14 protein-coding genes are annotated in these 13,943 nt (G+C 70.4%); 8 read left to right on the top strand and 6 right to left on the bottom strand.

Annotated features, from left to right (window positions below):
- Positions 1-3 precede the first annotated feature (3 nt).
- From C1I98_RS22905 to C1I98_RS22880, 6 genes are all read right to left on the bottom strand, one after another.
- Positions 4-264 carry a hypothetical protein gene (locus C1I98_RS22905; RefSeq protein ID WP_111169489.1) on the bottom strand — a complete coding sequence of 87 codons (261 nt, stop codon included), beginning with the start codon at positions 262-264 and terminating at the stop codon, positions 4-6.
- A gap of 74 nt (positions 265-338) precedes the next feature.
- Positions 339-1,199: a helix-turn-helix domain-containing protein gene (locus C1I98_RS22900; protein ID WP_111169488.1), complete on the bottom strand. Its 861-nt coding sequence runs from the start codon at positions 1,197-1,199 to the stop codon at positions 339-341.
- A gap of 168 nt (positions 1,200-1,367) precedes the next feature.
- Entirely contained in the window at positions 1,368-1,577 is a 210-nt protein-coding gene (locus C1I98_RS22895; RefSeq protein ID WP_111169487.1) for a hypothetical protein, read from the bottom strand.
- A 160-nt stretch (positions 1,578-1,737) separates the two neighbouring features.
- Complete coding sequence (locus tag C1I98_RS22890; protein ID WP_111169486.1) at positions 1,738-2,565, bottom strand: enoyl-CoA hydratase-related protein; 828 nt, start codon at positions 2,563-2,565, stop codon at positions 1,738-1,740.
- A gap of 44 nt (positions 2,566-2,609) precedes the next feature.
- A complete protein-coding gene (locus C1I98_RS40635) occupies positions 2,610-4,358 on the bottom strand; it encodes a serine/threonine protein kinase (RefSeq protein ID WP_233508091.1) in 1,749 nt (582 codons plus the stop codon).
- 108 nt (positions 4,359-4,466) lie between these two features.
- Positions 4,467-5,834 (bottom strand): FAD-binding oxidoreductase, encoded by a 1,368-nt coding sequence (locus C1I98_RS22880; protein WP_233508090.1) that lies wholly within the window; start codon positions 5,832-5,834, stop codon positions 4,467-4,469.
- 427 nt (positions 5,835-6,261) lie between these two features.
- Between C1I98_RS22880 and C1I98_RS22875 the strand changes: the two genes are divergently transcribed.
- The 8 genes from C1I98_RS22875 to C1I98_RS22840 all read left to right on the top strand — a co-directional run.
- Positions 6,262-8,982, top strand: coding sequence for an immune inhibitor A domain-containing protein (locus tag C1I98_RS22875; protein ID WP_233508089.1), 2,721 nt, complete (start codon positions 6,262-6,264; stop codon positions 8,980-8,982).
- Positions 8,983-9,120: 138 nt separating this feature from the next.
- Complete coding sequence (locus C1I98_RS22870; RefSeq protein ID WP_111169484.1) at positions 9,121-10,059, top strand: diacylglycerol/lipid kinase family protein; 939 nt, start codon at positions 9,121-9,123, stop codon at positions 10,057-10,059.
- A gap of 95 nt (positions 10,060-10,154) precedes the next feature.
- Positions 10,155-10,577, top strand: coding sequence for a hypothetical protein (locus C1I98_RS22865; protein WP_111169483.1), 423 nt, complete (start codon positions 10,155-10,157; stop codon positions 10,575-10,577).
- 42 nt (positions 10,578-10,619) lie between these two features.
- Complete coding sequence (locus tag C1I98_RS22860) at positions 10,620-11,039, top strand: HIT family protein (RefSeq protein ID WP_111169482.1); 420 nt, start codon at positions 10,620-10,622, stop codon at positions 11,037-11,039.
- 23 nt (positions 11,040-11,062) lie between these two features.
- Complete coding sequence (locus C1I98_RS22855) at positions 11,063-12,259, top strand: histidine kinase (protein ID WP_111169481.1); 1,197 nt, start codon at positions 11,063-11,065, stop codon at positions 12,257-12,259.
- Between the two features lie 79 nt (positions 12,260-12,338).
- Positions 12,339-13,094 carry a LytR/AlgR family response regulator transcription factor gene (locus tag C1I98_RS22850; RefSeq protein ID WP_111169480.1) on the top strand — a complete coding sequence of 252 codons (756 nt, stop codon included), beginning with the start codon at positions 12,339-12,341 and terminating at the stop codon, positions 13,092-13,094.
- A gap of 20 nt (positions 13,095-13,114) precedes the next feature.
- The gene (locus C1I98_RS22845) at positions 13,115-13,489 is read left to right on the top strand and encodes a hypothetical protein (RefSeq protein WP_111169479.1); all 375 of its coding nucleotides are present in this window, start codon (positions 13,115-13,117) and stop codon (positions 13,487-13,489) included.
- Positions 13,486-13,943: sodium:solute symporter family transporter (locus C1I98_RS22840; protein ID WP_438672103.1), on the top strand; the 458-nt coding region annotated here is incomplete at its 3' end. The genes C1I98_RS22845 and C1I98_RS22840, both read left to right, overlap by 4 nt.

The raw sequence follows: 13,943 nt of genomic DNA, 5'->3' as shown, positions 1-13,943 counted from the left end.
GGTTCAGGCGGGGAGGGCGGCCAGTAGGAAGGCCAGGCGGGCGGCGGCGGCGTCCACGTCGTCCATGTCGCCCAGGCGGTAGCCCCAGGAGGTCACGAAGGCGCCTTCGGCGCAGGTGACCGTTTCGAACAGCGTCGAACTGAACCGGTTGCGGACGCACACGTAGGCCGGGTCGCTGTTCAGGGCGATGCTCTGCACCGAAAGATCGGCATGCCGCCGGGTCGCACCGGCGAAGCGCTCAAGACAGGACAATGTGTCCATCATCGTGAGTCACCTCCGCAACTTTTTCTTGCGACAGGATTGCACGATCAATCCGGCCAAGCAAGCAATTGCGGCATTTAGTTCGCGGGAGATTCGGTCTGCCGATCGAAGTCGTCCAGCACGCGCACGATCACCGCGCGGGCCTCGTCGTCGAAAGCCGCGATCTCGCAGAACTCTTCGAACACACGTCCGTAGAAGGCGATGTCCTCCGGATCGCGGAGCATCAGCTCCTTGGTCCGGGTGGCGACGCCGACCAGCGTCTCGTTGTAGATCCAGAACCCGTTCAGCACGGCCGAGGGGAGCGGCGCCTCGAACGGCACCACACCGAACTCCACGTTGGGCAGCGTGCTCACCGCGAGCAGCCGGTCCAACTGGCCGCGCATCACGTTGAGCGGCGCGAGCCGGTAGCGCAACGCCGCCTCCGGCATCAGAAACCGGAACCGCCGCCTGCCGTCGTAAAGGATCTCCTGCCGTTGCATCCGCACCCGGATCGCCGCGTCGATCTCCTCGGCCGCGCTGTAGAGGCGCTTGACCTTCGCGAACACGTTGCGCGCGTACTCTGCCGTCTGCAACAGCCCGATGACCAGGCCCGGCTCGAACACCCGGAACAACTGCGTCCGGGCCTCAAGGTCGCGCATGTCCTCCTGGATGGCGGCCAGTCCGCTGCGGTGCCGCTGCCGCCAGGAGTCATGCCGCTCCACCAGGCCGATCACCTGGGCGATCAGCTTGTCCACGACCTCGGGCGGGGCGTCCACCGCTTGAGCCCACACCACCACGTCGTCCTCGGAGGCCGTCTGTCGCGCGTTCTCCAGCCTGGAGACCTTCGACGGCTGCCAGCCGAGGCGCTCGGCGAGTTCCTTGCCCGACAGATGGGCGGCCTCGCGTAGTTGCCGGAGGTGCATGCCCAAATCGATCCGGGCCTGCTGGAAGCTGCTCAAACCTACCTCCGGGTGGGGCGCCGGACGGCCGGCGACGCCAGGACCCTGTCGCTCCGGTCCGAGGAGTCACGAATGCGGACGAGAGTAGACCGCGCTCGCCGTTCTATCCAGTGGGCGCGCCCGAATCGTGATCAACGCTCCCCGGCCGCCCCGCGCCCCGCCGCGCCCTCAGCGGCCGAGGACCCGCTTGGCCACCTCCGTGAGCAGTTCCCGGGGGATCTCGACGACGGTCTCGCCTTCGAGCACGTCGCGCAGGTCACCGAGCGCCTCGCCGTCGGTGACCCGCAGGCCCTGGACGACGATGGTGCCCCGATCGGTCTCGTAGAGCGATGGGCAGGCTCCCGCCTCGGACGTGGAACCGAGGAATCGCAGGCGCATGATCGATCCTTCCCCGAGCGGACCTCGCATTTGCAATTGCGCGCAATTGTAGCGATCAATGGGTATAGGATCTTTATAGCTACCCAGAAGGTATAAATTACGGTCACAAAACTGCAACGCCGTGCACGCCACGCCACAAGTGCGCAGTCGCGCACGAGGGTCAGCGGGCCCAGGACGGGCGGCGCTTCTCGGCGAAGGCGCGGATGCCCTCCTGGCCTTCTTCGGAGGTGAAGCGTTCGGCGGAGAGTCCGGCCATGCGGTGCATGCCCTCTTCAAGCGGTAGGGCGGGCACCTCGCGCACCAGGCGCTTGGCGATCGCCAGCGCCTCCGGGCCGCCGAGGCGCAGCATGCCGGCGTAGTGCTCGACCGTGGCGTCCAGCTCGTCGTCAGGTACCGCCCTGGTCAGCAGCCCGATCTGCGCGGCCCGGTCGGCATCGAAGACCTCGCCGGTCAGGAAGTACTCCGCTGCGGCGCGCGGTTCCACCCGCCGCAGCACGGTGACCGAGATCATCGCCGGCACCACGCCCAGTCGTACCTCGCTGAACGCGAACGACGCCGACCGCGGGGCGATGGCGAAGTCGCAGGCCGCCACCAGGCCGAGCCCCCCGGCCCGGGCGGTGCCGTTGAGCCGGCAGATGACCGGTTTGGGGCTGTTCCACAGCAGGCTCATGATCTCCGGCAGCGCCCCGGTCACCGGCGCGGACGCGGGGCGGCCCGGCTCTGCGGCCCGCTGCTCCTTCAGGTCGGCCCCCGAGCAGAAGACCGTGCCGGTCGCGGTGAGCACGATGACCCGCACGCCGTCCTCGTCCAGCGCCCAGCGCAGCCGGTCGGCCAGCTCGTCGAGCAACCGTGCGGACAGGGCGTTGCGGTTGCGCGGCGAGTCCATCGTGATCGTCGCCACGCCGTCGGCCGCTCGCGTGTATACCAGCTCTTCCACGTCAACCCACCATCCGATCGTGCGCTGCCTCGGGGGTTCCAACTTTCGCATGCGGCGGCGCACGCCCGATCATGGGCCTCCCCGATGGCCGGGCGTCAGCCGCAGTGGCTCCAGCCGCTGGTCCAGCGGGCCGACTTGAAGGAGCCGCCCCAGATGACGCATTTCTTGACGGCGGGCAGCCGTACCGGCCCGGCGTAGGCGGTGAACCGGCCGCCGTCGCCGCCGGAGGCCCCGCCCTTCACCTTGAGCGTGGCGCTCATCGCGACCTTGGCCGGTATCACGTACTTCGACATCGTCACGACGCAGTTGCGGCCCGCCGAGGCGTTGAAGAGCAGGAACACGGTGGCGCCGCCACCGAGCCCATGGGAGTTGATCACCTTGTAGCCGGGCCCGCAGACGCCCGCGGGGGTGTGCGGATTCGGCTTGGACGGCGCGGTGGTCCTGGTCGGCCTCGGCCTGGGCGTCGTGGTGGTCTTCGTCGGAGACGGCCTGCTGGTCGGCTTGACCGTCGGCTTGGCGGTGGGCTCCGGCGGGCCGGCCGTCGCGCTCGGCTCGGGGCCGGGCTCGGTGGGCTTGCGCGTCGGCTCAGGCTTCGGCTCGTGGGTCTTGGTGTGCCGGGGGCCGGGCTCGTTCGCCTGCTCCCCGGTACGGCTGGCCGCGTCGTCGCGCGGCGGATCGTGCCGCGCGCGGGTCTTGCGCGGCGGCGCGGGCGACTGCCAGGCACTGGTCTCGGGCGTCCGCGGCGGCGGTCCGGCCTGGCTCGGCGGGACGACCCGCTCCCGCGCGGTCCCGGCCGCCTGCGGCGTGCCCGGGGTGAGGCTGTCGGCCATCAGGGTGAGCGTCCCGGTCCTGGCGAGCACCACCGAGCCGCCGCCCAGGACCACCGCGCCCGCCGCCAGGGCCGCGACCAGTACCGCGGGCCGCTTGAACCGGCCGCCGCGCCGGGGCGTGTTCAACGGCCCGGTGGGCGCTTCGGCGCTCGGTCGCCCGCCGTGCGGTACGGCCGGGCGGCGCAGCGGCCCCGCCGCCCGCCCGGTCAGGTGCCCGACGAGATCCTCGGCCGTCGGCCGCAGGGACGGGTCCTTGGACAGGCAGGCCACCACGACCTCGCGGATCGGCCCGTCCAGGCCACCCAGCTCCGGATCGTTGTGCAGAATCCGGTTCATCACCACCGGAATGGAGTCCTGGCCGAAGGCCGGCCTCCCGGTGGCGGCGAACACCATCGTGACGCCCCAGGCGAAAACGTCGGAGGCGGGGGAGACCGGGTCGCCCGCGAGCTGTTCCGGGGCGAGGTAGGACGGCGTGCCGATGGCCATGCCGGTCGCGGTGGTGCCCGGCGCGTCCAGTGCCCTGGCGATGCCGAAGTCGATGACCACCGGCCCTTCCGGGCCCATCAGCACGTTGGCGGGCTTGAGGTCGCGGTGCAGGATTCCGGCCCGGTGGATGGCGGCCAGCGCGGTGGCGGTGGCGATCGCCAGCCGTTCCAGCGCCCCGCCCCGCCGCGGCCCCTCGCGGTCCACGAGTTCGCGGAGCGAGGGGCCTGGGACGTACTCGCTGACGATGTAGGGGCGGTTGCCCGCGAGGTCCGCGTGCAGTACCGGGGCGGTGCAGAACCGCGCCACCCGCTGGGCCACCGCCACCTCGCGCAGGAAGCGCGTCCGCGCCTCCTCGTCGGCGGTCAGGCCGCTGTGCAGGAGCTTGACCGCGACCTGCTCGCCCGCGGGACCGCGGCCCAGATAAACGACCCCCTGGCCGCCTTCGCCGAGCCGGCCGACCAGCTCGAAGGGACCCAGGCGGCGCGGGTCTTCTGTGCTCAGCGGCCGGACCTGCACCGGTTGCTCCACCCCCGACAAATCACCTGAAAAAGCCTAACTCTGGCGTGTCACGCTACCAGTGTGCGGCATGATGCGGCTGGGAATCGCGATCCTGCCAGGGGTGGATCCGGCCGGTGCTCAGATGGCCTTGCCGGGGTTGAGGATGCCCAGCGGATCGAAGACCTTCTTGATGCCGGCGTTGATGCCGCTCGCCAGCGGGCCGGTCTCCAGTTCCAGCCAGCGCCGCTTGAGCAGGCCGACGCCGTGCTCGCCGGTGAGCGTGCCGCCGAGGTCCAAGGCGGCCCGGAAGACCTCGTCGGCCGCGTCCCAGACGTTCTGCGGCGGCTCGGGGACGCCGTGGTCGAAGACGAACACCGGGTGCAGGTTGCCGTCGCCGGCGTGCGCGACCGTGCAGATCAGCACGTCGTGCCGGGCCGCGGCGCCCTCGATGGCGGTCATCATGTCCGGCAGCGCGGAACGCGGCACGCAGACGTCCTCGACCAGGCAGTTGCCCAGGCGCTCCTTGGCCGTGTAGGCCATCCGGCGAATGCCGATCAGTTCCTCGCTCTCGGCCGGGCTGTCCGACACGGCGACGAACGACGCGCCGTTCTCCATGCAGAGGTCGTGCATCCGCCGGGCCACGGCCTGGCCGTCGGTGGCGTCGGACTGGGCGATCAGCATGCCCGCCACGCCCGCCTCCAGGCCGATGTTGCGCCAGTCGTCGATGGCCTTGAGCGTGGCCCGGTCGAGCAGTTCGAGCAGGGACGGCTGGCAGCCGGCGGCGATGATCGCCGACACCGCCGAGGCGGCGTCGCGCAGCGAGGCGAACTCGGCGGCGATCGTGGCGGGCGGGCCGAGCGGGGCGCGGCGCAGCCGTACCGTGGCCGCGGTGATCACCCCGAGCGTGCCCTCGGAGCCGACGAACAGCCCGGTCAGGTCGTAGCCGGTGACGCCCTTGACGGTACGGCGGCCGGTGTTGAGCACCTGGCCGTCGGCGAGCACGACTTCCAGGCCGAGCGCCGAGTCGCGGGTCACGCCGTACTTGACGCAGCGCAGGCCCCCCGCGTTGGTGGCCAGGTTGCCGCCGACCGTGGAGATCTCGTAGGAGGAGGGGTCGGGCGCGTACATCAGCCCGTGCTCCCTGGCGGCCGCGTCGAGGTCGGCGGTGATCACGCCGGGCTCGACGACCGCGATCTCGTCGGCGGCGGACAGTTCCTTGATCTGCGCCATCTTCGCCACGGAGAGGACCACGCAGCCCTCGCTCGCCGTGGCCCCGCCGGCCAGGCCGGTGCCCGCGCCGCGCGGTACGACGGGCACCCGGTGCGCGGTCGCCCACCGCAGCGTCTCGATCACGTCGTCGCGGCTCTGCGCGAGGACCACGCCGAGCGCCGCGCCGGGCGCCAGGAAGGTCCGGTCACGGGAGTAGGAGTCGGTCACGTCGGGGTCGGTGAGCACCCGCCCATCGGGGAGGGCCTTGGCAAGGACATCAATGGTGGAGCCGGTCACGTCTGCGACTCTACGCGGCGCCCTTTCGCGACCTTCACCCGGCCTTCCGTGTGGCGGTACGGCGTTCCGTTTCCGGCTGGCGGGCGGCCCGCCGACGGGGAGGCCGGACCGGGCACCGCCGAGGCTGTGCTATGGAAATCGCTTCAGCGTTATGAATAGCTGCCGGAATTATCCTGATATGCCCTTTTTGTACTGCAAATTGATCACAATTCCGCAACATACAGAATCCGGTTTACTCCTGGTTTACCTTCTCCTCTAACGTCCCGATTGCGGATTTCTAGGTGCCGCGTCACAGGCGTCGCAGAGATCCAGTGACGGCATGCTGACACCCGGTATGCCAGGACTTGTGCCCGGTAAACCCGGGCGAGGGAGGAACAGTCTGTTGTCCAGCAGAGGCAGGGGCGCCGGGCGGCGCCTACTCGCGATCGTGCCTGCGATCGGGTTAACCGCCGCCGGATTGACGGTGGTGGGGGCCGCCGCTCCTTCGGACGCGTCGGTCGCCCGTTACCAGCCGAGCGCCGCCGACCATTACATCAACTACGCCGCTCCCCGTGTCCAGCGGGAGCAGGACGAGCGCTCGGTCGACGACCGGGCCCGTTCGCTGTCGCCGGCGGAGAAGGTGGACCGGAAATTCTCCAGCGGTAACCCGGTCACCGGCCGGATCCTCGCGCAGCGGGAGCGCGAGGCGATCAGGACCGGGAAAAACCCCGCGGAGTTCATCTTCAAGAAGTCCAAGCAGACGCGGACGGCCAAGCTGCTCACGCTGCTCGTGGAGTTCAATGAGAACGCCAATGACGACTTCTCCGGATTCAAGCGTCCGCGCGTCATCGGCAGCCCCGCCAGCGACTGTGTCACCGAGCCGCCCGGCACGCTGCTGAACGGCCCGCTCCACAATGATCTCCCCGACCCCGCCACGCTGCCCAAGAAGGACAACAACAGCTTCTGGGTGCCGGACTTCAGCCCCGCGCACTTCAACAAGATGCTGTACACCAAGACGGGCATCACCGAGCGGGTCCGAAAGGACCTCAAGGGCCCGGATGGCAAGCCGGGCATCGACATCTCCGGCTACACCATGAAGAACATGTACGAGGAGATGTCCAAGGGCGCCTACTCGGTCACCGGCGAGGCGGTCGGCTGGATCAAGGCCCCGCACTCCGAGGCGTGGTACGGCGCCGCCGCCTGTGGCGGAGCCTCCCAGGACATGTCCGGCCACCCGGACAACAAGGTCGGCGCGGCCCAGCTCGCGATCGACGCGGTGAACGTCCTGGCGGCCCAGCAGCCGGACTTCCCCTGGGCCGACTACGACCTTGAGGACGTCTCCGACGCCGACGGCGACGGCAACTACGTCGAGCCCGACGGCGTGATCGACCACCTCGTGCTGGTCCACGCCGGCGCGGACAAGTCCGGTGACGGCGGCGAGCAGGGCACCTACGCCATCTGGGCGCACTCCAGCGCGGTGGCGGGCGGCCACGTCATCCCCGGCACCGACAAGAAGATCTCCAACTACATCGTGCAGCCGGAGGACTCCGGCGTCGGCGTGTTCGCCCACGAGTACGGTCACGACCTGGGCCTGCCCGACCTGTACGACACCTCCGGCAACGCCGAGAGCGCGGTCGACTTCTGGGACCTGATGTCCAGCGGCTCCCACTCGGGCCCGATCTTCCAGTCCATGCCGACCCACATGGGCCTGTGGGACAAGTGGGTGCTCGGCTGGGCCAACCCGAAGACCTTCAACCCCGGTGACAAGTCGCGGGTGGTGCCCGTCGGCCAGACCTCGCGCACTCCGAAGTACACCGAAGACGGTGTGCGGGTGAACCTGAAGAGCGAGCCGCTGGCGATGGTCAAGCCGCACAGCGGATCCAAGACCTGGTGGTCCAACCTGGACCAGGAGTGGGCCGACGTCAAGCTCGCCCGCGACATCCAGGTGCCGAGCGGCACGGACGTGAAGTTCTGGCTGTGGAACAACTACGAGATCGAGGCCGACTGGGACTACGGCTTCATCGAGGTGTCCACCGACAACGGCGCCACCTGGACCCAGCAGAAGGTCTACAACGAGGCCGGCGCCGAGGTGACCACCCCCGACGGTTACCCCGACCCGAACAAGAACCTCGCCACCTTCGGCAACAAGAAGTACGGCCTGACCGGCGACACCGACGGCTGGCGGCACGACTACGTCAACCTGACCCCGTTCGCCGGTAAGACGATCAAGCTCAGGCTGACCTACAACTCCGACGCCGCCTACACCCCGCGCGGCTGGCACGCCGACGACTTCGCCCTCACCAACGGCACCGAGACCGTGTGGAGCGACGACGTCGAGAACGGCGCCAACGGCTGGCTGACCATGGGCGGCTCGCACACCAACACCCACGGTGCCGGCTGGAACCAGAACGACGGCTTCCGCGCCATCGACCGGTTCTACCTCGCCGAGTGGCGCAACCTGGACGGCTTCGACAAGGGCCTGCAGTACGCCTACGACACCTCCTACCTGCGTGACGGCGCGTGGAAGGTGGAGAAGGTCAAGTACAACGCCCCGGGCATGCTGGTCTGGTACCGCGACTCCACCCACACCACCAACAACATCGCCGACACCATCGGCGCCCCGCCGAGCATCGGCCCCAAGGGCAGCCTGCTGCTGGTCGACTCGCACTACGAGCCGCTGCGGCGCACCGGCGAGGCCGCCGAGAAGGACCCCAACCTGAGCAAGAACCTCCAGGGCCGGGTCCAGACCTCCAACGCGGCCTTCTCGTTCAAGAAGACCTACCCGTTCACCGAGTGCCTGGAGGCGGCCGACGAGCCGTTCAGCGAGTACTGCACCAAGTTCTCCGCGCTCCCGGCGGTCCCGCACTTCACCGACGCCAAGACCTGGTACCCGGGCATCGAGGTGCGCGAGGACGGGCTGTACTACCGCGACGGCGACGCCTCGGTGGTCGTGCCCTCCAAGAACGACCAGGCTTACTCCACGCGCGTCGTGAACGTGGACGGCACTCCCGCCAAGGAGCTGTACGGCCAGGTCATCACCGGCAACCACGTGCTCGGCTCCGGCAACCCCGGCGACGAGAACAAGGCGCTCGGCGTCCAGCTCCGGCTGCTCGCCCCGCTGCCCGGCAACCTCGCCGCCCTGATCCAGGTGACCCCGCCCAAGAAGTAGGTCGCGAGGATCGATTCCGCTGATCGAAGGCGCGTCGCCGCGGCCGGTCTCCCGGCCGCGGCGACGCGTTCGCATGAGGGCCGTACGATGTGCTCGGAATCGGGCGGGCCCGCCCGGCCGTACCGGATGAGGGGAAGCGTGAGCGAGCAGCGCAGCAAGGACGAGCACACGGCGGCCATCAGGACCGACCGCAAGATCGCCGTGGTGGTCAACACCCACTCGCGCCGGGGCCGCCGCCGCTTCCCCGAGGTGCTGCGCCTGCTGGACGCCAAGGGCCTGGAACCGATGGCGGTCCACGCGGTGGTCAACCCCAAGCGGCTGCGCCAGACGCTGGAGAGCGCCCTGGCCCTCGGCCCCGACCTGCTCATCGTCGGTGGCGGCGACGGCACCCTGAGCACCGCGGTCAAGCACCTGGCCCAGCGTGATGTCGCGCTCGGCGTGCTGCCGCTCGGCACCACCAACAACTTCGCCCGCAGCCTGGGCCTGCCGCTCGACCTGCCGGGCGCGGCCGAGGTGTTCCGCACCGGCAAGGTCGCCGACGTGGACGTCGGCATGGCGGGCGACCGGCCCTTCGCCAACCTGGCGAGCTTCGGGGTGTCGGTCGAGGTGGCGAGCAGGGTACGGCCGTGGCTCAAGCGGCTGGTCGGGCGCGCGGCCTATCCGCTGACCGCGCTCGCCGTGCTCCCGCGGTACCGGCCCTTCCGCGCCTACATCACTGTGGACGGCCGCCGCCACGAACTGCTGACCCACCAGCTCAACGTGGCCAACGGCCGGTTCCACGGCGGCCGGAAGGTGGCCAGGGACATGAGCATCGACGACGGCACGCTGGTGGCCTACCAGCTCGGCTCGGGCAAACTGCTGCGGCTGCTGCTGGAGACCATGGTCAGGGCGGTCAGCGGGCGCTGGCGCAGCCTGGCGGGCGGGCCGTTCGTCGTCGGCGGCGAGATGCTGCTGGAGACCGACCCGCCGATGGCCGCCGAGGTGGACGGCGAGGTACGGCTGCGCACCCCGCTGACCCTGCGCACGGTGCCGAACGGCCTGCGGGTGATGGTCCCGGCCGCCTTCGAGGACCGCTGAGCGGCCGCCTGGTTTGCCCGCGCTGTCCCGGGTAGACGAATCCCCACATTCCCCGACTATCGAGATTCGACGGTCGAGTCATGTGGAGGTGCGAGATGAGCGAGACCGACCCAGGAGGGCCGTCGGCCCGGCACACCGCCGGTGAGGTGGGGGCCCGCAGACACCCCGTGGGCGAGGCCGTACGGGCCGATGAGAGCGGTTCGCTGAACGTCCCGCCCACCCAGCGCGAGACGGGTGAGGAGGCCGCTCGGGAGGCCCACCGGGGCACCGGTGAGGACACCGGCGTGCCCACCCCCGCATCCGGCCGTGGGAGCGGCGAACCGATAGCGGGGACGTCCGCCCCGGCGGGCCTGGACCGCACCCGCCCGGCGGCCCCGCCGTCCAGTGACGCCGACCGGATCGGCGAGGCCGCGGCCGAGATCCGCGAACGGCGCAGGCCGACCAAGTTCCTGATGCTCGCGGCGGGCACCGCCGTCGCCCTGATCGCCCGCCGCCTGCTCCGCCGCCGCCGCGGATAGGCCGCGACCCCGTCCGGAGGGCGCCGCCGGGCTGACAGACTGATGGGCGTGGAGTGCCTTTTCTGTGCCATCGCCGCGGGCGCGCAGCCCGCGCAGATCGTGCTGGACGACGAGGTCGCGGTCGCCTTCCTGGACGCCAGGCCGGTGTTCAAGGGGCACGTGCTGGTCGTCCCGCGCGAGCACGCAGAGACCCTGACCGACCTGCCGGTCCCCGCCGTCGGGCCGTTCTTCCAGCGGGTCCAGACCATGGCCGCCGCCGTGGAGGAGGGCCTGTCGGCCGCGGGCACGTTCGTGGCGATGAACAACCGGATCAGCCAGAGCGTCGCCCACCTGCACGTCCACATCGTGCCCCGCAACCGCAAGGACGGCCTGCGCGGGTTCTTCTGGCCCCGGGTCAAGTACGCCGACGAGGCGGAGGCGGCCTCCTACGCGGACAAGATTCGTTCCGCGCTGCGCGGCTGACCGGCTAGCCTGCCGCTGTGGCAGTGGAACCCCTCGTCGCGGTGGTCGTGGTGGCCGTTCTGGTGAGCGTGCCCACCTTCGTGCTGTGGCGGGTGCTCCGCGGGCGCAGGGAGCTGGGCAGCAGCCCCGCCGAGCGGGCCACCTTCGAGACCCTGCACACCGCCTCGCTGGCCGCGCCCCCGCTGCGCGCCGGGCTGACCGAGACCGGGGCCACCAAGGCATCCCGCCACCTGCGCGAACTCCTCGGCTCACCGGCCCTGGCGATCACCGACGGAGAGCGGCTGCTGGTCTACGACGGTGTGGGCGAGCACCACGCCGCCGCCGCCTTCGACCTGGCCGGTCAGACCTTCAAGGACGGCAGGACCCACGTCTTCGGCCCCGACGTGGTCACCTGCGACCAGCCCGAGTGCCCGATCAGGTTCGCCGTGGTGGTCCCGCTCACCCCCGACGACCGGGTGGTCGGCACGCTCACCGCGTACGGCGGGCACGCCTCGGCCGGCCTGGTCCGCGCCGCCCAGGAGGTCGCCCGCTGGGTCGACTCCCAGCTCGAACTGGCCGAACTCGACCGATCCCGCACCCTGCTGATGGAGGCCGAGGTCCGCGCGCTGCGCGCGCAGATCTCCCCGCACTTCATCTACAACTCCCTGACCACCATCGGCTCCTTCGTCCGCACCGACCCCGAGCGGGCCAGGGAACTGCTGCTGGAGTTCGCCGACTTCACCCGCTACTCCTTCCGCAGGCACGGCGACTTCACCACGCTCGCCGAAGAACTGCGCTCCATCGACCGCTACCTCACCCTGGAACGCGCCAGGTTCGGCGACCAGCTCCAGGTCACGCTGCGCATAGCGCCGGAGGTGCTGCCGGTGGCGGTGCCGTTCCTGTGCCTGCAGCCGCTGGTGGAGAACGCCGTGCGGCACGGACTGGAGAGCAAGCCGGGCACCGGCCGCATCTCGATCATCGCCGAGGACGCCGGCGCGGAGTGCTCGATCAGCGTGGAGGACGACGGCATCGGCATGGACCCCGAACGGCTGCGCCGCATACTGGCGGGCGAATCCGGGGAGCGCTCGGGGGCCGGGGGAGTCGGGCTGGCGAACGTGGACGTACGGCTGCGCCAGGTCTACGGTGACGAGTACGGCCTGGTCGTGGAGACCGCTCCGGGCGCCGGTACCAAGATCAACGTACGCGTTCCCAAGTACCACCCGGGCGTGTCCGCGCGCTGATCTACTCGCGTACCCGTTGACTTCTGATGCCGGTTTCATCACGCTCTTGTGCATTCGCCGATTAAGGAGGGGAGCCCTGGTGGTCGGCCTGCGCGTCCTCGCTGTTGACGATGAGCTGCCCGCGCTGGAGGACCTCGCCTACCTCCTGCGGGCCGACACGAGGATCGCCGAAGTGGCCACGGCCAGGGACGGCGCCGCCGCACTGCGGCTTTTGGACCGTGGCATCGCCGAGGGCAGGCCCATCGACGCGGTCTTCCTCGACATCCGCATGCGCGGCCTGGACGGGGTGGTGCTGGGCCGGCTGCTCTCGCGGTTCGCCAACCCGCCGAGGGTCGTGTTCGTCACCGCCTACGAAGACCACGCGGTGGACGCGTTCGAGATCAAGGCGGAGGACTACCTGCTCAAACCGGTACGCCCGGAACGGCTGGCCGAGGCGATCCGGCGAGTGAGCGTCGCCGCCGAGCTGCCCGACCCGGAGACGGGAGGCCGCGAACCGGACACCATCCCGGTCGAACTGGGCGGGGTCACCCGGTTCGTGTCCAGCAGCGACGTCAAGTACGTCGAGGCGCAGGGCGACTACGCCCGGCTGCACACCGAGGGCGGCAGCCACCTGGTCCGGATCTCGCTGGCCACGCTGGAGGAGCGCTGGGCCCCGGTGGGGTTCGTCCGGGTCCACCGCAGCCACCTGGTCGCCGTCAAGCACATCGACGAGCTGCACATCGACTCCGGCCGGTGTGTGGTGCGCGTCGGCGAAACGGAAATACCGGTAAGCCGCCGCCACACCAGGGAGCTTCGTGATCTGCTCGTGCGCAGGGCACGCAAGGCCCAGAGCTAGCTCGCACCACAGGGGGGACGATGACCGAACGGCAGCGCAGGGTGGTGGTGACCAGCCCGCGCACGGTGGCCGCACGCCGTCCGCGCCATCCGGTGACCCGGGAGCTGGACGAGCAGACCCGGCTCGGCGAGGTCTACATGCGCTCGCTGATCAGGACCCAGTTCCGGCTCGGCCTGTTCGTGTGCACCGTGCTCGGGTGCGTGATCGGCGGGCTGCCGCTGCTGTTCCTGCTGATGCCGGAGCTGCGTGAGGTGCACCTGGGCCCGCTGCCGCTGCCCTGGGCGGTGCTGGCCGGGCTGATCTTCCCGGCCTTCGTCGCGGGGGCCTGGCTGTACGTACGGCAGGCCGAGCGCAACGAACGCCACTTCGCCGACATCATGGACGAGCGCCAGTGAGCACCGCCTCCGGCGTCACCGCGGTGGTCCTGGTCGTGGTGACGGCGGTGCTGATCGGCGCGTTCGGGCTGCGCCTGTCGCGCACCACCTCCGACTTCTACGTGGCCTCGCGGACGGTCTCCCCGCTGTGGAACGCCTCCGCGATCGGCGGCGAGTACCTCTCGGCGGCCTCCTTCCTGGGCGTGGCCGGGCTGATCCTCGCCTACGGGGCCGACATGCTGTGGCTGCCGGTCGGCTGGACCGGCGGCTACCTGGTGCTGCTGGTCCTGGTGTCGGCCCCGCTGCGCAGGTCGGGGGCCTACACGCTGCCCGACTTCGCCGAGGCGCGGCTGTCGTCGATGACCGTCCGCCGGACGGCGAGCGTGCTGGTCGTGCTCATCGGCTGGCTGTACCTGATGCCGCAGTTCCAGAGCGCGGGCGTGGTGCTGCGGACGATCACCGGGGCACCCGAGTG

This window comes from Spongiactinospora gelatinilytica, from assembly GCF_003236385.1.
Lineage (GTDB): Bacteria > Actinomycetota > Actinomycetes > Streptosporangiales > Streptosporangiaceae > Spongiactinospora > Spongiactinospora gelatinilytica.
The sequence above is the reverse complement of the archived record's forward strand: the minus strand, read 5'-3'. Positions and strand labels throughout refer to the sequence as shown.

What these genes read in the sequence shown, in the direction of transcription:
- C1I98_RS22905 (WP_111169489.1), bottom strand. Translation starts at nt 264, where the DNA reads ATGATGGACACATTGTCCTGTCTTGAGCGCTTCGCCGGTGCGACCCGG.
- C1I98_RS22895 (WP_111169487.1), bottom strand. Translation starts at nt 1,577, where the DNA reads ATGCGCCTGCGATTCCTCGGTTCCACGTCCGAGGCGGGAGCCTGCCCA.
- C1I98_RS22890 (WP_111169486.1), bottom strand. Translation starts at nt 2,565, where the DNA reads ATGCGAAAGTTGGAACCCCCGAGGCAGCGCACGATCGGATGGTGGGTT.
- C1I98_RS22865 (WP_111169483.1), top strand. Translation starts at nt 10,155, where the DNA reads ATGAGCGAGACCGACCCAGGAGGGCCGTCGGCCCGGCACACCGCCGGT.
- C1I98_RS22860 (WP_111169482.1), top strand. Translation starts at nt 10,620, where the DNA reads ATGGGCGTGGAGTGCCTTTTCTGTGCCATCGCCGCGGGCGCGCAGCCC.
- C1I98_RS22845 (WP_111169479.1), top strand. Translation starts at nt 13,115, where the DNA reads ATGACCGAACGGCAGCGCAGGGTGGTGGTGACCAGCCCGCGCACGGTG.